Origin of the sequence: Paraliobacillus salinarum, assembly GCF_014083865.1 — a bacterium.
Taxonomy (GTDB): domain Bacteria; phylum Bacillota; class Bacilli; order Bacillales; family Amphibacillaceae; genus Paraliobacillus; species Paraliobacillus salinarum.
In genome coordinates this window covers 99057-116472 of sequence record NZ_JACEFA010000005.1, presented here as the reverse complement: position 1 = coordinate 116472, position 17416 = coordinate 99057, and the positions used below count along the sequence as shown (strand labels likewise).

Genomic DNA, 17416 nt, shown 5'->3' with positions numbered 1-17416 from the left:
CATCATTGTATAGGAATTTTATTTCTTTGAGAAGGTAGGATTGGCAATAATGACAAAGCAATCATTTGTAAAAGGTACACTTATTCTAGTTTTAGCTGGATTAATTACAAGATTATTAGGTTTTATCAATCGAATTGTTGTCGCACGATTAATGGGCGAAGAAGGAATCGGACTATATAACATGGCCCTTCCCACTTTATTCTTAATTTATACTTTATCACAATTCGGATTACCGATTGCTATTTCTAAGCGAGTTGCGGAAGCAGAAGCTAATAATAATACACGACAAATAAAAAAAATATTAATCATCTCTCTAGCAATTACTGGGACGTTGAGTATTGTGTTTACGATCGGAATGATTGTAAGTGCACCTTTAATTGCAAAGCATTTCTTAACAGATGAACGAACACTATACCCATTGCTTGCAATTACTCCAATGGTTCCAATTAGTGCGATTGCTTCTGTTATTCGTGGTTATTTTCAAGGTAGACAAAATATGAAACCACAAAGCTATGCACAAGTCATTGAACAGATTGTTAGAATATCTTGTGTTGCTTTTTTTGTCAAACTTTTGCTTCCGTATGGGATTGAATTCGCAGCGTGTGGTGCAATGATCTCTGTCATTATAGGCGAATTAATTTCATTGCTCTTTATGCTTAGAATGTTTCGTTTTCATAAAAGAATCACATTACACCATCGATTCTTCTCTTATTTATCGTCAGGTAAGGATACATTAAAATCTTTACTTTCTATTGCATTACCGAGTACCGGCAGTAGACTTGTTGGTTCTGTTTCAAATTTTTTAGAGCCTATTCTCGTTTCTCAAAGCCTAGCGATTGCAGGAATTCAAACAGCAGTCGCGACTAAACAATACGGTGCATTAACTGGTTATGCGATTCCACTACTGTTCTTGCCTACATTCATTACGCATTCACTAGCTATTGCATTAATACCGAATATTAGTGAGGCTGAAGCAAAAAAACAACATAACTTAGTTCATTATCGTATACATCAAGCAATACGTATTTCCTTTGCTTCTGGAGCGATTGCCACTGTTATTTTGACCATGTTTGCTGAGCCCATCTTAATGTACATGTATGGAACAAGTAGTGCCAGTCGATTTTTGATCCTTATGGCACCTTTCTTTCTATTGTTATATATTCAATTCCCGTTGAATGCAGCTCTCCAAGCATTAGACTATGCGAAACCCGCCATGTGGAATAATATAATTAGTACAACGGTTAAATTTATTCTATTAATTACACTAACAACGAATCCCACCTATGGCATTATGGGAGCAGCTATTTCAGTTACAACTGGGTTTGTATTAGGAACCTTTTTGCATTTAGCTACATTGTATAAAGTTGCTAAATTTCGCATTCCTTCTCTAGATATATTGAGAATGATTTTGTTAGTTGTAACGACTTGGTTTGTAAGCTATGTGTTAAAGCATATTATACCGTCCTACTCATCTAGCTTACAAGCATTTCTTAGCTTACTTAGTATAATTTTCATAATGTATATTTTTTTCCTTTTCCTTTTGCGATTTATAACAAAAGATGAATTACGTCAAATCCCTTTCATTCAGAAGTTAATTGATTAGCGGCGTTCGTTTTTTAGATCAATATACCAATCTCCCTCTGCGTTTATCGAACAAAAGGATATCTCGGCTACGGATGGATATCCTTTTGTGTTTAGTTGTTTTATTAACCAGGCTTCTGACTTGTTTATCTTTTTCAAGCTTAGCTCTTGAATCTCTCCATCCATTACTAAAGGATAAACATCTCCCTCACTTCCACCTTCATCTTGCTCAAAAATAGACAATTTTCCCGAAGGCTCCAAAATGGCAAAAGCAACGTCTTCAATACTTCTTGTTCCATTCTCCCTTAATTGCTGCATTAAGTCATTTAAATTATAACGCTGTTTTTTCATCTCATATTCATCTATTTTTCCATACGAAATAATTACAGAGGGTTTTCCTTCAAACCAATCTCTAAATTTTTTGCTTTTTAAAGAAGTATAAGCAATCAATCGTTGAATAAGAAGTAAAATAGTTACTGGTATGATCGCTTCAATTAATTGCCGTTTCGGTTCTTCAATAGTAAATGCACCTATTTCAGCCACCATTATGAAAACGACAATATCTAAAAGACTTAATTCGCCTATTTCTCTTTTTCCCATTAAACGAAAAACAAGAACAATCATACTATACGTAAAAATTGTTCTGAAAATTATTTTTCCTATTTCAATGTCCATGTTATGTTCACCCCTCTTTACCTAGCTTCACCCTTTCTTTTTTTAATATCCTCTAAGTTTCTAATATGATTTAAAATTTTTGTAAAAAAGGAATCAAATAACGTACATAAACGTATGCACTAGACACGATTAATGAAAATACTACTAAAGGAATGCCATACTTTAAAAACTGCATAAAGCCAATTCCTTCATCTTCCGCCTCAGCCATTCCAGCAACAACTACATTTGCCGAGGCACCAATTAATGTTCCATTGCCACCCAAACATGCGCCTAATGCCAAAGACCACCATAACGGGTCAACATTTGCCATTCCATAGGTTTGAAATTCTTGAATAACTGGAATCATTGCGGCAACAAACGGAATATTATTAATTATTTGTGAAACTAAGCCAGAAATCCATAAAAGTAAAATTGCAGTAAGGGGCAAATCACCTGACGTTATCCAAATAATATAACGTGCCAATTCATCAATTGCACCAACCTCTTCTAAACCTCCTACAAGCATAAAAAGTCCGATAAAGAAAAATAATGTAATCCATTCTACTTCTTGAAATACCTTTTCTGTTGATAGTTCTTTCTCGGTTAACAACATGAGTAAAATCGCTCCGCTAACCGCAACAGTTGTTATGTCAATATGAAGGAATGGATGTAATAAGAAGCCTGAAATTGTTAGGCATAAAACAATAATCGATTGGTAAACCATCGGTGTTTTTTTTACATAAGCAGACGGATTCATTTGTAACAGCTCTTTCACTGCTTCTGGCTTTCTTTTTAATTGCTTACGAAAATTAAAAGAAAAGAAAGTTATCATGCAGGTAAATATAATAAGTACAACAGGTCCTAAATGATTTACAAACGATATAAAACTAAGATGTTCGACAGCTTGTCCAATCATAATATTTGGGGGATCACCAATAAGTGTAGCCGTCCCGCCAATATTCGAACTAAAAATAATAATTAATATATAGGGGAATGATGGAAGATGAAGAATTCTAATAATTGTAAACATAATCGGAACAAATAATAATACAGTCGTAACATTATCTAGTAACGCTGATCCAATTGCTGTTAACAGTGCTGTTCCAACTAGTAATGCGGTCGGTTCTCCTTTTACCTTTTGTGCAAAATAGATTGCTATGAATGAAAAAATTCCCGTCTTTTTAGTAATGGATACAAGTACCATCATAGAGAACAATAGTGCAATAGTTTCCCAGTCAATATAATTTGTAAATGCGTCTTCTAACGTATAAATTTTTGTTAGTAAGAGCAATATCCCACCTAAAAGTGCAATTAGAGCTTGATTTATTTTTTCTGAAATAATAAAAGCATAACAAACAATGAATATTGATATCGCAATGATGGGCCCCAAATGAAATCCGCTCCTCTTTTAGGTTTTAAGAAGATTTAAAATCAACTGCTCTATCCATATATGTATTAATTTAAAAGTATTTTATTCTAATTAACCTGGTTTTGCATATTCTTTATTAAAGGACAAGCAAGAAAGGGGAATATGCATGAAGAAACAGTTAAACGGTTTATTGTACGGATGGCTAACAATTTTAACACTAATGATTGTAGCAAGTATTATTTTATCTTTATTACTTCGCTTCACTAGCTTGGGAGCATCAACACTCTCACAAACTACAACCGTAATTAGTATCATTGCATTTTTAAGCGGCGGTATTTTTGCAGGACTTAAAACTGGGGAGAAAGGTTGGCTTGTTGGTTTATTAACTAGTTTAGGTTTTAGCCTATTTGTATTCTTATATCAATACCTTGGCTTGCAACAATCTTTCTCTTGGATACAATTACTCTATCACGGAGGATTCTTATTAGCAGGTATAATCGGTGGTGTGATTGGTGTAAATATTAAGAGAAAAAATAGTTAAGATATGATAAATTCGAGCAATAGTTCGAATTGTAACACTTTTGAGCACAATTAAACTGTTTCATGACAATTTGGGGTCGATAGACAACAGATACGATTTTTTCAGGTAGCAAGTTAGGGAAAAATACAACTAAGCGTAGTTGATATTAAATTATCCGAGCTAACTAATTTCCAATCCATTATAAAAACACCCCTACAAGTTTAGAATGGTTCATCTAACCTGTAGGGGTGCTCGTTTTTGTTATCTCTTAATCATAAACTATTCTTGTTCATTTTTTGAGACAACTTCTCTAATAGCTGATCGATCATATGTAAGCTTTGTGCCTTCATGTACATCAATCACAATTGCGTTTTCATCAATAGCGTGCACTGTACCGTGCATTCCGCCAATGGTAATAATTTTATCACCTTTTTGTAAACTATCTTGCATTTGTTTTACTTGCTTTTGACGTTTTTGTTGTGGACGAATCAAAAGAAAATAAAAAATCACAAACATTAGTATAAATGGTAGTAAACCTGCGATTGCTTGCAAACTTTTCGCCTCCTTTCATTAAAAGTTTTTAGCATTAGGCTTGTTAAAACCATATTGTTCAAAGAATTCTTCTCTGAAATCGCCAAGACGATCTTCTTTTATCGCTTTGCGTACTTGCCCCATTAATTCTAACAGAAAATATAGATTATGATAAGTAGTTAATCTTAATCCGAATGTTTCATTTGATTTTACTAGATGACGAATGTATGCCCGCGAGTAATTTCTACACGTATGACAATTACAATTTGGATCAATTGGTGAGAAATCGCGCGCATATTTTGCATTACGAACCACCAGACGTCCATTTGAAGTCATGCACGTACCATTTCTTGCAATTCGAGTTGGAAGTACACAGTCAAACATATCCACTCCGCGTATCGCACCATCAATCAATGAATCCGGTGAACCTACCCCCATTAAATAACGCGGCTTGTTATTCGGCAATAAAGGTGTTGTAAATTCAAGAACACGATTCATGACATCTTTGGGTTCTCCAACTGAAAGTCCACCAATGGCATAACCAGGGAAATCCATAGATGTTAGATCGCTTGCACTTAAACGTCTTAAATCTTCATACTCCCCACCTTGCACAATCCCAAATAACCCTTGGTCACTTGGTCTTTCGTGCGCTTGTAAACAGCGCTCCGCCCACCTACTTGTTCGTTCAACAGAGTCTTTCATGTACTTATGTTCTGCTGGATATGGTGGGCATTCATCAAATGCCATCATAATATCCGAACCAAGTGCATTCTGGATATTCATTGCTTTTTCAGGTGATAAAAATAACTTCTCACCACTAATATGATTACGGAAATGAACACCTTTTTCTTCAATTTCACGCAAATCACTCAAACTAAAAACTTGAAACCCTCCAGAATCAGTTAATATTGCACCATCCCAATTCATGAATTTATGCAATCCACCTGCTTCTTTTATTATATCCTCTCCCGGACGTAACCATAAGTGATAGGTGTTAGATAATATAATTTTAGCACCCATTTCTTCTAATTCTTCTGGGCTCATTGTTTTCACTGTAGCTAATGTACCCACAGGCATGAACATTGGAGTTTCAAATGAACCATGTGGTGTATGCACCTTTCCAAGTCTTGCGCCTGTTTGTTTACATGTTTTAATTAATTCATAACGAATAGCTTCCATTGTTTGTTCCTCTCTTTTTACATTCAAGATTATAGAATAAGCATTGCATCACCGAAACTAAAGAAACGATAATCCTGTTTGATTGCTTCATGATAGGCTTCCATAACGAAATCTCTTGTTGCAAATGCACTAACTAACATTACTAATGTTGATTTTGGTAAATGGAAGTTAGTGATTAATCCATCTACTGCCCGAAATTGATACGGTGGATAAATAAAAATATCTGTCCAACCACTAGCAGCTACAAGCTTCCCGTCGTTATCCCTCGCAATAGTTTCTAAAGTACGTGTCGATGTTGTACCAACAGAAATAACTTTCCCACCGCTTTGTTTCACTTCATTTATCATATCAGCTGTTTCTTGTGCCATTTGATAAAATTCAGCATGCATATCATGCGACTCAATTGTATCGACACTAACAGGGCGAAACGTTCCTAATCCCACGTGTAAAGTTAAAAAAGCAATCTTTACGCCTTTAGCTTTTAATTGAGTTAATAATTCCTGAGTGAAATGCAAGCCTGCTGTAGGAGCAGCTGCGGATCCTTCTTCTCGTGCATAAACAGTCTGATAGCGCTCTTGATCTGGTAGCTGTTCTTTAATATATGGAGGAAGAGGCATTTCACCAAGTTCATTCAACACTTCTAAAAAAATACCGTTGTAACTAAATTGGAGCATTCTACCTCCATGCTCTTTTTCTTCTGTACAAATTGCAGTTAATTTCCCATCACCAAAAGTAATTTCAGACCCTGCCTTTATTTTTTTAGCAGGTTTCACTAGTACTTCCCATTCATCCCCTTCTTGCTGATGAAGCAGAAGTACTTCAATTTTTGCACCCGTTTCTTTTTTTGAACCATATAGCCGTGCAGGCAATACTTTTGTATCGTTAAGGACGAGACAGTCACCTGGTTGAATATAATCTATGATGTCACTAAATCTATGATGTGAGATAGCTTGTTCTTCTCTATTCATTATTAATAATTTAGATGACGTACGATCTTTAAGTGGTGTTTGTGCGATTAAGTGCTCAGGTAAATCAAAATCAAAATCATTTATGTTCATTGTTTACTCCTATCTAACGAAACTTACTAATAATAATAAAAATAATAGATAAAACGATACTTACTAAAATGGAAGTCATAATCGGAAAATAGAATGACACATTTCCTTTTTTAAAACTAATGTCTCCAGGTAATTTACCAACAATACCAGATAGTAAACCAATTACTATTAGTATAACCCCTATTACAATAAGCATTTTACCGAAATCGGTCAAGTGCTAGGCACCTCCCGATTGAAATGCTGGTAAGCTTTTGCAGTAACAACACGTCCTCTTGGCGTGCGTTGGATAAATCCTTGTTGTAGTAAAAATGGCTCGTAAACATCCTCAATCGTTTGTGATTCCTCTCCAATTGTGGAAGCAAGCGTGTCTAACCCGACAGGCCCCCCTTGAAAAGCATCCATAATGGATTGAAGTATTTTATGATCAATATGGTCTAAACCAGATTGGTCTACTTGAAGCATTTGTAATGCCGTTTTAGTAGTATCCAAACTAATTTCTGTTTCTCCACGAACTTGGGAAATATCCCTTACACGTTTAAGCAAGCGGTTTGCTATTCGAGGGGTACCTCTTGATCTTCTTGCGATTTCGATGGCTGCTTCCTTTGCAATTGTGACATCAAATATCGTTGCTGTGCGTTCAACAATATCGCACAAATCTTCCGTTGTATAAAATTCCAAACGACTCAATACACCAAAACGATCTCGTAACGGGGCCGTTAATAATCCAGCTCTTGTTGTTGCTCCAACTAAAGTAAAAGGCGGAAGATCAAGTCGAACTGACCTAGCACTTGGACCTGTTCCAATAACAATATCAAGACAAAAATCCTCCATTGCCGGATACAGTATTTCTTCTACCGATCTTGGCAAGCGATGAATTTCATCAATAAATAAAACATCACCTACTTCAAGTGAAGACAGGATTGCTGCAAGATCTCCTGCTTTTTCAATTGCTGGACCAGATGTTGTCCGAAATTCCACTCCCATTTCATTAGCGATAATCGACGCCATTGTTGTTTTTCCCAACCCTGGAGGACCATACAATAACACATGGTCTAACGCCTCATTACGTAATCTTGCTGCCTCAATAAAGATGGATAAATTCTCTTTTGCTTTATCTTGACCAATATATTGTGCAAGTGTACTGGGGCGCAAACTAAGCTCAATTGATGCATCATCCGCTTGATATTCATTAGATACCATACGTTCTTCCATTAAAATCACCCCGTCTTATTTTTGCGTCAGTAAAGCTAAACCAGTTCGAATATAATGATCTGTTTTTCCGTTTGTTTCTTGTTTTAATTTTGGCGTAATTTTTTTCAGTTCCTTATCTCCATAACCAAGCGAACGAAGCGCTTCTAACGCTTCTTCTAGTGCTTGAATATTTTCCATAGCCAACACATTTGTTTCTGCTTCACTATCCTGTGCGGACACACCAAACTCGGTAGCTAGCTTTCCTTTTAAGTCAAGGATCATTTGACGTGCAGTCTTCTTACCTACTCCCGGAAAACGAGTAAGGAATTTTTCATCTTCTGTTTCAATTGCGACAACGAAATCATTCACTCCTGCAGTTCCTACAATAGCTAGCGCACCTTTTGGCCCAATCCCTGAAACTTGAAGTATTCTAGAGAACAACATCTTTTCTTCTGTATTCTGAAAGCCATATAAAATTTGTGCATCTTCTCTTATGTAATGAAACGTGTATACTCGTATCTTTTCACCTAACTTACTTTGAAACTGAAGTGGGTTTGCACAAATTAGCTCATAGCCGACTCCATTTGTTTCTAGAACAATCGATGTATCATGAATCATTTCTAGTTTACCATATATATATGCTATCATTTTGTATCGTAACTCCCTCTCCACTTACCAATCCATTTAACTACTATCATTCTAGCATACAACCATACGTTCGCACATCTAAACATTATCTCTTTTAAGAAAAAAAGGCATATGTTCGACAAATTTTCTCATTACATTTACTAGTATAGCAAACAAAACAAGCAAAGGACTAGAGCCTCTTTGCTTGTTATCCTTGCACTTGTTTAGTTGGTGAGAGATCGCGATACATTTCAAGTACCTGTAAATACTTTTCTTTCGATTCAATTTGAATACCTTTTTCTAATGCTTCAATTTGTCGACTTTCAAGGGTCTCTGTATCGATTTGATAAAAAGATTGAATCACCTGTTGATGAATCGGCTCCCCTTCAAAGATAGAAAGCATACTATTTTGTAAACCAAAATAGCCAGACTTCTTTAAATAAGGTGAAATATCATCTACTTGCTGTCTAAAAACCATTTCTTCTTGATTTTGATCCACCAATTGCCATCCTTCATACATTGACCAGAAATCTTCCATAGCATAGATGGTTTGTTCCTCCGAGCTTTCTTCTATCTTCCCATCAAGATACTGCTTTTGAAGTGTGACTGTTAATTGTAATGGCTCATTAGCAACAACTTGAGTAGAATTTGTCACTTCTGTTGTTTTATCTTCTAAATCATCTGCTGATTCATTCTCTTTAACAATGGCAGCGTGTGTACTAAATCCCGCTAAAAACAACAGAATAGCAAAAACGAATAATTGAAATTTACTTTTCATTTTAATCACCTCGGTCAAACATAGAATTATCTTACTAAATCATTGATAAATAGCTTTTACATCTATGTTTAACCAATTTAATGAAGTTTATGCTCTTCTATAACAATCTACCTATATAAAATATAGCCAAGCTTGTTCATTACTTTGTAACTAACTATAAAACATCAATCTGTATACACAACAAATTCGTCGGAACCTGGTTTTATAATTATTAATTGTATAATTTCATCTCGACTGATTAGGATCTCTTCACCATAATAGCAACGAATTGAATTGACCTTGTCTTCTGTTTGCATTGCAATCGCAAACGTATTTTTTGATTTTTTCTCTACTTTGTTAAATTTCATTTGTCTTTGAGCCGGCTGGTTTTCTTTTTGATAAACAAGATAATATTCTTTATCATCGAAATGAAAGTTTTCTAATTCATTAATTGCTGCTTCCTTTTCTAGAATCTGTTGACCTTGAAAATCTTCATAATCACTTGATTCATCCATGATTAGACACCTCGTTGTATTTTTTAATATTATTATATTCTAACTCCATTCGTTTAGAAACAAAAAGAAAGCTATTCTTTATATACGAACATTTAAATTATGATTCATCAACTAATTCTGCGTTATGATAAATTTCTTGTACATCCTCTAAATCTTCTAATCGTTCAATCAACTTTATCATTTTGGTTTCGTCATCCTCTGATAAGGAAGCATATGTCTGAGGAAACATCGTAACTTCTGCAATAGACAATTGATAATTATTATCCAAAAGTTGTTGTTTTACATCTTGAAACTGTTCCGGTGATGTATAAATTTCAAAAACTTGTTCTGTCGTTTCCATTTCTTCTGCCCCAGCCTCGATTGCAAGGAGCATCATATCGTCTTCATCAGCTGATGTGGTTGAGCGTTCGACTACAATATATCCTTTACGATCAAACATAAATGCAACACAGCCATTTTCCCCAAGGTTTCCTCCGTGCTTTGAAAAACTATGCCTTACATCTGCAGCTGCTCTATTTTTATTATCAGTTAACAATTCCACCATAACAGCAGCTCCACCAGGTCCATATCCTTCATAGACTACCTCTTCATAATTTGCTCCATCTAAATCGCCTGTTGCTTTTTTTATTGCACGTTCTATATTATCATTTGGCATATTACTTGCTTTTGCTTTATCAATAGCTAGTCGCAAGGAAGGATTCATTTCAGGGTCTCCTCCACCTTCTTTAGCCGCTACATAAAGTTCCTTTGCCATTTTCATAAATACTTTTCCTTTTTTGGCATCTTGTGCATTTTTTCTGCGTTGAATATTTTTCCATTTAGAGTGTCCTGCCATTTTTATGAACTCCTTTCTGACAAATCATCATTGGTTAAAACTATAACACATCTATCACTAGCGAAAAAATAAAGCGATAAATCAATAAGAAACCCCTTTAATCTACAAAGAGGTTTCTCGATTTTCTAACTAAAATCTTCCGGTGTTTTTGGTAATTGTCGTTTGTGAGCACTTCTATTATGCAATTGCTCAATAATTTCCTTATCCTTTTCAGGGATTTGATTTCCTTTTAAATAATTATCTATCATGTCATAACTTGTTCCCATTTCATTCTCATCTGTCTGACCTTCCCAAAGTCCGGCACTAGGTTGCTTGTCAATCACTTCAACTGGAACTTTAAGATAGTGTGCTAGCTCCTTTACCTCTCCTTTAGTCAGATGAATTAAAGGACCTAAATCAACACCGCCATCTCCATATTTTGTAAAATAACCAGTAAACCATTCTGCCGCGTTATCTGTCCCCACTACTAAGTAATTGTGATTGGATGCTACACTATACAACGCACTCATTCGCAAGCGAGCACGTAAATTTGCATCAGTCAGACGATAGTTTTCCTCATGAAACATATTCGATTTTGTTAGTTGCTCTTTAACCTCTTCTAGCATGACTGCATGTGACTTTGTGACGTCAATTGTCAAATGATCAATTCCAGCAGCATCAACCACACTTTGTGCATGGATGAGGTCTTGTGGATCACTATTACACGGCATCATAACCCCAAGTGAAGCATTCGGAGCTGCACGTTTAATTAAATTAGCTACGACCGCTGAATCAATCCCCCCACTGACGCCAACGACCAGTCCTTTCATACCAGTTAATTGTAGTTGTTGCTGTAGCCATTTTACGAGTTTGTCTGCTATTTCTTGCATTTGTTTTACCCCTTTTCACATTTAACTAAATCATGTTTTGTTTATCTTTCTAACAAATTGCTTTCTTTCCTCCCAACTTAACTGAAAATCAATTAAAAAATGTGAGATTTTAGTTAACTCATTCGTTTTAACAACAAAATACCACCATTCCCTGACAAAATCAGCAGGAATCGTTAAAGCAACACGAAAAAGCTGATACGCTTGTGTACTTCCTGGTTCTATATAATCAGCTAGTTGATTAAAATCATGCCCAATGTAAGGTAAATAACGTTGTCCGAGTTGTATCTCATCATAAATGCTAGGAGATGCTGACAATAAGTCGAAATCAATTAAGTATACGTTACCTTTATTATCTCTCAAAAAATTATGAGAAGCAACATCTCCGTGAATCCAATTTGTTTGATATAGTGGGTTTTCTTCAATCGCTGGCTGATTAATAGATAGAAACGCATCTATACTATGCAGTAACTGTTCCTCTATTTCATCATAAAGAATAGGAAATCCTAGGTAATTAATTAACTCTTTTGACTGTTTCCATTTATCTAATCTACCCTGCCACTTTGATATAAAATCAGTTGATCTAGACTTCCTTGTCAGATTTAGTTCATTTGTTTGGTTGTGAAATTGTTTCATTGTTTTCCAAGCATCATCTCTGTCCTTTTTATTATTAAAATTCAATTTTCTTCCCGAACAATATTTCTGTAATGTCCAATAGTATCCTTCCCATAAAAGGTATTGCTTTTTATTTGGAAAAGCACAAAATGGTATGACAAAGGATGCATCTAATTGATTAAACAATTCTAATTGCTTATCAATTGTTTCATTTTTTCGATATCCCTTTAAAATGAATTGCTGATTATGTTGATCGATGATGAAATAAATAGTTGGCTTTATCAAGTTAATTGATTGAATGGATAAACATGCTTCATCTTTTAAAAAAACAACAAGACGATTCAAGATTGAATCGTCTTTTCCGTTGTTACTCATTTTCCTCGCAACTCTCACGGTAAGGATATACGCTTTGTTGCTGATACGGATTTATATTTCCTTGATTCGGCATTGGCATTCCAGGTTGTTGAAACGGCATTGGTTGATAAGGCGGATGATGCATCATTTGGTGTGGCATACCTGGCCCTTGCTCTCCCATGTAAGGCGCTTGTTGCATTGGACTCTGTTGCTGAGGCGACCACATTGGAGCTTGTTGCATGTTTTGTGACCAATCACCATATGGCATTTGCTGACTCGGTTGTTGCATTGCCATCGATTGATTAGGTAATGGCGGCATCTCTACACTTGAAGATTCCATTTGTTCTTCACCTTGATAAAAGGATGGCATCGTAGGTTCTTGATTATGCATCCATTGCTGCGGTGATTGGAAAGTTTCACATGGATCTACAGGGTGATCACATTGATTTGGCGTCGCATGCATTGGGTACATGATTGGTTGAGGGTGTGGCATAGGATACATCGGCATACATGGTGGCATCATATAACATATAGGCATCATTGGCTGTTGTACAGGCTTTTGAACTGGTTGTTGTACAGGCTGTTGCTGGGCTGGTTGTTGATTCATTTGATGATGAAAAGCATACTGGTTGATCTCGGTATCATTATCCTCTATATCTACATCAATATTATATTGGTTTGAGTAAAAGTCAGGTAGGCTAGGCATTTGAATTGGTTGAACTGGTTGCATCGGCACCTCTTTTTTAGGAGTAGGCTTTGGCATTTCTTTCTTTACTACTGGTGCTGTTTTTTTATCATCCTCTTTTACAACCGGCATTGCTTTTGGTGACGTATTCTTATAAGGGTGTATAGTTTTATCCATCGTTGGTTGTTTTTGTACTTGGTTGTTAGAAGAAGGGATTTTAATCTTCATTCCCGGCATAATCATACCCGGATTTGCTAATTGCGCATTCATTTGTTTTAACGCTTCAAAATCTACATCATATTTTTCAGCAAGCTTCCAAAGAGTATCCCCTTTTTGTACGATATGAATTTTCAATATTGTAACTCCTTCCTTTATTTTAATCAGTAAAACAAAATAGTTAGTAGTCTAATTCATTAACAAGATATGCGAATGCCCTAAAAAGTTGATTAATTTTCTCAAAAAAATATAGGATATAGATGTTATTACACGAATGTTCATTTAATAAAGTTTATAAACACTCATAATTTGTTTTTTGCTACAATGGTTTTAAAGAACTTATAATTTGGTCATCCAGTACTTGGTTTTCTTCCCTTTTGTTCGAATCAGCCATTAATTCGATCATTCATCACCTGATTTTCTTTCCTTTTGTTCGAATTAGCCTTTTTCTCTTTTTCCAGCGTTGAAAGAATAGCATTTGCTATCACATTTAGTATAGAGCCGTATCATTCCTTATTTTTTAAGACAAATAAAAAATCGCCGTTGATTGATTATATTCATTCAATGGCGATTTTATTTAAATGTTTTATGCTATATTCGCTAAATTATTTTTAATAAAGATAATACGGATAGCTCCCGAGTACTTCTACAGAACAACCAAGTGCTTCAAGCTCTAAGATCGTGTTCGGTATTAAAATGTCATCCATTTTTTGTTCAATATCAATCAAGAAATAATAATTGCCTAACCCTGTTTTCATTGGCCTTGATTCAATTTTAGATAAATTAATATTCCTCCAAGCAAAAGCCGATAAGACTTGGTGAAGTGCACCAGCATGATCTGTAGGTAAAGCAATCATTAATGTCGTCTTAAAACCAGATTCTTTTAATCGCTTGGATCGTATCGCGTTATCGTTTTTGTGTAAAACAACGAATCTCGTATGATTGTTAGAGAAGTCATGAATGTCTGGTTTCACAATTTCCAATCCATACTCCTTGGCAGCTAATTCATTGGCAATCGCACCAATCTGAAGCTCTGGATGTTCGCTCACATATTTTGCTGCTGCTCCAGTCGAAGTAAACGTTTCTGCTGTAACATGCCTCATATCATTATGTAAGAAGCGATGACACTGCGCAAGCGCATGAGGATGTGAATAGACAGTCGAAATGTTCTTCCATGCTTGTTTATTAGCTGGGTGTACCATTAAATGCTGATAAATAGGAACAACGACTTCACTAACTATTTTTAACATCTTATATTGGATTAAATAATCTATTGTTAAATTCACAGTACCTTCAAGTGCATTCTCTAATGGTAATACACCAAAAGTGACATATCCTTGTTTTACCGCATCAATACATTCTGGAATGGTCCGATAAGCTTGTTTATCTTCCCCATTGAAAATAGCATCTACTGCTGCTTTCGTAAATGTGCCTTTCGGTCCTAAATAACCAATTCGTTCTGTCATTTCTTTTCCCCCTTACGCACCTGAGCTTACAATTTCGATTTTCTCTATAAATGAAAGCTCTTTTATCTTTTTCATAAGTTGTTCAATGGGAACTTGCATTTGTTGTACGTCTAGTGAAAGTGTTACGTTTGCTTTATCCTGTATTGGTATGGTCTGATGAATCGTTAGTATATTTCCTCCGGCCCCAGCTACTGTGGTTAATAACTTGGATAACGCACCTGCTTGATCTTCAAGATGGATAAATAATGTAATAATACGCTCTTGAACAACTGTTTTAAAAGGGAATACTGCATCACGATATTTATAAAAAGCGCTCCTCGATAAATCGACTTGCTTAACAGCCTCATAGACAGAGTTTACTTTACCTCTGTCTAGTAACTGTTTTGCTTCAAGTGTTTTGCGCATCGATTCTGGGAGAAAATCACTTCGAATGAGATAAAAGGTATCTTCTTTTTCTTGCATGCTAAACATTCCCCTTTACTGTTAAAGACCGAAGATTGATCAATGTTTAACATTCGGCCATTTATTTACTCGATAAACTCGAATTCATAATCTAATATTCTAATCGTGTCTCCATCTACCGCGCCTCTTTCACGAAGTGCATCATCTACTCCCATTCCACGAATTTGGCGAGCGAAACGTTGCACTGATTCGTCTCTTGAAAAGTCTGTCATCTTGAATAGTTTTTCAATTTTTTCACCTGTTAGTACATAGGCACCATCTGAATCACGACTAATCTTAAATGCCTCTGGTTCTGCTTGGTGACGATAAACCACACGTTTCGGTGCTTCTTCAACTGCTTTTGTAAATTTAGGTGTCTCATCTAATGTATTAGCGATCGCAAATAACAAGTCACGTACACCATCTTTAGTTATAGTGGAAATTGGGTATATCGGATAGTCCTCAGTTAACTGTTCTTTAAACATCTCTAAATTATCTTCTGCATCCGGCATGTCCATTTTATTTGCTACAATAATTTGCGGGCGTTGCATTAACGTTTCATCGTAGTCACGAAGCTCTGCATTAATCGTAACAAAATCTTCATAGGGATCTCGTCCTTCTATTGCTGCCATATCAAGCACATGCACAATCACTCTTGTTCGTTCCACATGTCGTAAAAATTGATAGCCTAGGCCAACGCCCTCACTTGCTCCTTCAATAAGACCAGGAAGATCCGCCATAACAAAGCTTCTGTTATCACTAGTATCTACCACACCGAGGTTCGGAGCCAATGTGGTGAAATGATAGTCTGCAATTTTAGGTTTTGCAGCACTTACGACAGATAACAAGGTGGACTTTCCTACACTAGGAAAACCTACTAAACCAACATCTGCTAATACTTTTAATTCAATAATAATATCTCGCTCTACTCCAGGCTCACCATTTTCTGCAAGCTCTGGTGCCGGATTTCGAGGCGTAGCAAAACGGATATTACCACGACCACCGCGACCACCTTTTGCGATCACAGCTTGTTGGCCATGTTCTGTTAGATCTGCTAATACTTCTCCAGTTTGCTCATCTCTCACTGTAGTTCCTGGAGGTACAGCTAATATCATTGGTGCGGAATTTTTACCATGCTGGCCTTTACTCATTCCATTCTCTCCACGTTTTGCCTTGAAATGACGTTGATATCGGAAGTCCATTAAGGTATTTAACCCTTCATCTACTTCAAAAACAATATCTGCCCCATTACCACCATCGCCACCTGCTGGTCCTCCCATTGGAACATATATTTCACGACGAAATGCAACTAAGCCGTTACCGCCGTCTCCTGCTTTTACATATACTTTAACCTGATCGACAAACATATTGTCACCTCTTCAATTTACTGTCCATAAAAAATTTATGTAATCTTCTTTATATGAACGCTTTTCCATCACCATAGAGTGATCGATTTTTGATATTTTTTTTAACAAGTTTTCTCTTTCAAGAAATTCATCACTGATATCAAAAGACAGCTGTAATTGGCTATCCTTCGCTTGATGAAGTTTTATTGTACCATGATAAAGTGTTGTTTTGATACTATGTTCAACAAAATAATTCATTAGTTGATCCAATTGAGTAACTAGCTGATCATCATCAGCAGAAATTGTTCCTTCTTGCTGAATTAAAAAATCTATTCGAAAGTTTTCATAATAACATTTTAATTGTATAATTCGTAATGCTGTCTTTGGTAGTGGTAGGCGTTGTAATTCACGTTCTTTTTCTGCTATTTCCACTGAACTTTTTATCTTTTCTTCCACTTTATCTAATTTACCCATTTGCGCATACCCTAAAATAATTTGTAACTCATTCATCCAATCATGACGATAGTGACGCAATAGTTTCATTACTTCTTGTTCATCCATAGGTTACACCACCTTATCCTGCATTATTAAAAGTATAGCAAAAATAGGT

The 17416-nt window shown here is 35.8% G+C and carries 20 protein-coding genes; 2 read left to right on the top strand and 18 right to left on the bottom strand.

Features of this window, described 5'->3' with window-relative positions; genetic code table 11:
- Window positions 1-49: 49 nt before the first annotated feature.
- The gene (spoVB, locus tag HP569_RS07145; RefSeq protein WP_182200485.1) at window positions 50-1603 is read left to right on the top strand and encodes a stage V sporulation protein B; all 1554 of its coding nucleotides are present in this window, start codon (window positions 50-52) and stop codon (window positions 1601-1603) included.
- Here the strand turns inward: spoVB and HP569_RS07140 are convergent.
- Complete coding sequence (locus tag HP569_RS07140; protein WP_182200484.1) at window positions 1600-2256, bottom strand: DUF421 domain-containing protein; 657 nt, start codon at window positions 2254-2256, stop codon at window positions 1600-1602. The genes spoVB and HP569_RS07140 overlap by 4 nt on opposite strands.
- Window positions 2257-2326: 70 nt before the next feature.
- Window positions 2327-3625 (bottom strand): ArsB/NhaD family transporter, encoded by a 1299-nt coding sequence (locus HP569_RS07135; RefSeq protein ID WP_182200483.1) that lies wholly within the window; start codon window positions 3623-3625, stop codon window positions 2327-2329.
- Between the two features lie 145 nt (window positions 3626-3770).
- Here HP569_RS07135 and HP569_RS07130 point away from each other — a divergent pair, with 145 nt between their 5' ends.
- Complete coding sequence (locus HP569_RS07130) at window positions 3771-4145, top strand: TIGR04086 family membrane protein (protein ID WP_182200482.1); 375 nt, start codon at window positions 3771-3773, stop codon at window positions 4143-4145.
- A 258-nt stretch (window positions 4146-4403) separates the two neighbouring features.
- Here the strand turns inward: HP569_RS07130 and yajC are convergent, their stop codons facing one another.
- The 16 genes from yajC to HP569_RS07050 form a co-directional block, all read right to left on the bottom strand.
- Entirely contained in the window at window positions 4404-4676 is a 273-nt protein-coding gene (gene yajC, locus HP569_RS07125; protein ID WP_182200481.1) for a preprotein translocase subunit YajC, read from the bottom strand.
- A gap of 18 nt (window positions 4677-4694) precedes the next feature.
- Window positions 4695-5834, bottom strand: coding sequence for a tRNA guanosine(34) transglycosylase Tgt (gene tgt, locus HP569_RS07120; RefSeq protein ID WP_182200568.1), 1140 nt, complete (start codon window positions 5832-5834; stop codon window positions 4695-4697).
- Between the two features lie 29 nt (window positions 5835-5863).
- Window positions 5864-6892: a tRNA preQ1(34) S-adenosylmethionine ribosyltransferase-isomerase QueA gene (gene queA / locus HP569_RS07115; RefSeq protein ID WP_182200480.1), complete on the bottom strand. Its 1029-nt coding sequence runs from the start codon at window positions 6890-6892 to the stop codon at window positions 5864-5866.
- A gap of 13 nt (window positions 6893-6905) precedes the next feature.
- Window positions 6906-7106: a DUF2905 domain-containing protein gene (locus HP569_RS07110; protein WP_182200479.1), complete on the bottom strand. Its 201-nt coding sequence runs from the start codon at window positions 7104-7106 to the stop codon at window positions 6906-6908.
- Complete coding sequence (gene ruvB / locus HP569_RS07105; RefSeq protein WP_182200478.1) at window positions 7103-8104, bottom strand: Holliday junction branch migration DNA helicase RuvB; 1002 nt, start codon at window positions 8102-8104, stop codon at window positions 7103-7105. Before ruvB ends, HP569_RS07110 begins: the two co-directional genes overlap by 4 nt.
- A gap of 15 nt (window positions 8105-8119) precedes the next feature.
- Window positions 8120-8731 carry a Holliday junction branch migration protein RuvA gene (gene ruvA / locus HP569_RS07100; RefSeq protein ID WP_182200477.1) on the bottom strand — a complete coding sequence of 204 codons (612 nt, stop codon included), beginning with the start codon at window positions 8729-8731 and terminating at the stop codon, window positions 8120-8122.
- Between the two features lie 187 nt (window positions 8732-8918).
- On the bottom strand, window positions 8919-9488 hold the full coding sequence (locus HP569_RS07095; RefSeq protein WP_182200476.1) for a BofC C-terminal domain-containing protein: 570 nt from the start codon (window positions 9486-9488) through the stop codon (window positions 8919-8921).
- A gap of 164 nt (window positions 9489-9652) precedes the next feature.
- Entirely contained in the window at window positions 9653-9982 is a 330-nt protein-coding gene (locus tag HP569_RS07090; RefSeq protein ID WP_182200475.1) for a hypothetical protein, read from the bottom strand.
- Between the two features lie 97 nt (window positions 9983-10079).
- Entirely contained in the window at window positions 10080-10817 is a 738-nt protein-coding gene (locus HP569_RS07085) for a YebC/PmpR family DNA-binding transcriptional regulator (RefSeq protein ID WP_182200474.1), read from the bottom strand.
- Between the two features lie 125 nt (window positions 10818-10942).
- Window positions 10943-11686: an NAD(+) synthase gene (gene nadE, locus HP569_RS07080; RefSeq protein WP_182200473.1), complete on the bottom strand. Its 744-nt coding sequence runs from the start codon at window positions 11684-11686 to the stop codon at window positions 10943-10945.
- A 30-nt stretch (window positions 11687-11716) separates the two neighbouring features.
- Window positions 11717-12673, bottom strand: coding sequence for a phosphotransferase (locus HP569_RS07075; protein ID WP_182200472.1), 957 nt, complete (start codon window positions 12671-12673; stop codon window positions 11717-11719).
- Window positions 12666-13691 (bottom strand): SafA/ExsA family spore coat assembly protein, encoded by a 1026-nt coding sequence (safA, locus tag HP569_RS14535; protein WP_182200471.1) that lies wholly within the window; start codon window positions 13689-13691, stop codon window positions 12666-12668. The genes HP569_RS07075 and safA overlap by 8 nt, the downstream gene beginning before the upstream one ends.
- Before the next feature lie 473 nt (window positions 13692-14164).
- On the bottom strand, window positions 14165-15019 hold the full coding sequence (pheA, locus tag HP569_RS07065; RefSeq protein ID WP_182200470.1) for a prephenate dehydratase: 855 nt from the start codon (window positions 15017-15019) through the stop codon (window positions 14165-14167).
- A gap of 12 nt (window positions 15020-15031) precedes the next feature.
- Window positions 15032-15481 carry an ACT domain-containing protein gene (locus tag HP569_RS07060; RefSeq protein WP_182200469.1) on the bottom strand — a complete coding sequence of 150 codons (450 nt, stop codon included), beginning with the start codon at window positions 15479-15481 and terminating at the stop codon, window positions 15032-15034.
- A gap of 65 nt (window positions 15482-15546) precedes the next feature.
- A complete protein-coding gene (obgE, locus tag HP569_RS07055) occupies window positions 15547-16827 on the bottom strand; it encodes a GTPase ObgE (protein WP_182200468.1) in 1281 nt (426 codons plus the stop codon).
- A gap of 12 nt (window positions 16828-16839) precedes the next feature.
- Entirely contained in the window at window positions 16840-17367 is a 528-nt protein-coding gene (locus HP569_RS07050; protein WP_182200467.1) for a Spo0B domain-containing protein, read from the bottom strand.
- Window positions 17368-17416 lie beyond the last annotated feature (49 nt).

Coding starts and splice junctions, on each gene's coding strand:
- spoVB (WP_182200485.1), top strand. CDS start 50: ATGACAAAGCAATCATTTGTAAAAGGTACACTTATTCTAGTTTTAGCT.
- HP569_RS07140 (WP_182200484.1), bottom strand. CDS start 2,256: ATGGACATTGAAATAGGAAAAATAATTTTCAGAACAATTTTTACGTAT.
- HP569_RS07130 (WP_182200482.1), top strand. CDS start 3,771: ATGAAGAAACAGTTAAACGGTTTATTGTACGGATGGCTAACAATTTTA.
- tgt (WP_182200568.1), bottom strand. CDS start 5,834: ATGGAAGCTATTCGTTATGAATTAATTAAAACATGTAAACAAACAGGC.
- queA (WP_182200480.1), bottom strand. CDS start 6,892: ATGAACATAAATGATTTTGATTTTGATTTACCTGAGCACTTAATCGCA.
- ruvB (WP_182200478.1), bottom strand. CDS start 8,104: ATGGAAGAACGTATGGTATCTAATGAATATCAAGCGGATGATGCATCA.
- ruvA (WP_182200477.1), bottom strand. CDS start 8,731: ATGATAGCATATATATATGGTAAACTAGAAATGATTCATGATACATCG.
- HP569_RS07095 (WP_182200476.1), bottom strand. CDS start 9,488: ATGAAAAGTAAATTTCAATTATTCGTTTTTGCTATTCTGTTGTTTTTA.
- HP569_RS07090 (WP_182200475.1), bottom strand. CDS start 9,982: ATGGATGAATCAAGTGATTATGAAGATTTTCAAGGTCAACAGATTCTA.
- HP569_RS07085 (WP_182200474.1), bottom strand. CDS start 10,817: ATGGCAGGACACTCTAAATGGAAAAATATTCAACGCAGAAAAAATGCA.
- nadE (WP_182200473.1), bottom strand. CDS start 11,686: ATGCAAGAAATAGCAGACAAACTCGTAAAATGGCTACAGCAACAACTA.
- HP569_RS07075 (WP_182200472.1), bottom strand. CDS start 12,673: ATGAGTAACAACGGAAAAGACGATTCAATCTTGAATCGTCTTGTTGTT.
- pheA (WP_182200470.1), bottom strand. CDS start 15,019: ATGACAGAACGAATTGGTTATTTAGGACCGAAAGGCACATTTACGAAA.
- HP569_RS07060 (WP_182200469.1), bottom strand. CDS start 15,481: ATGCAAGAAAAAGAAGATACCTTTTATCTCATTCGAAGTGATTTTCTC.
- obgE (WP_182200468.1), bottom strand. CDS start 16,827: ATGTTTGTCGATCAGGTTAAAGTATATGTAAAAGCAGGAGACGGCGGT.
- HP569_RS07050 (WP_182200467.1), bottom strand. CDS start 17,367: ATGGATGAACAAGAAGTAATGAAACTATTGCGTCACTATCGTCATGAT.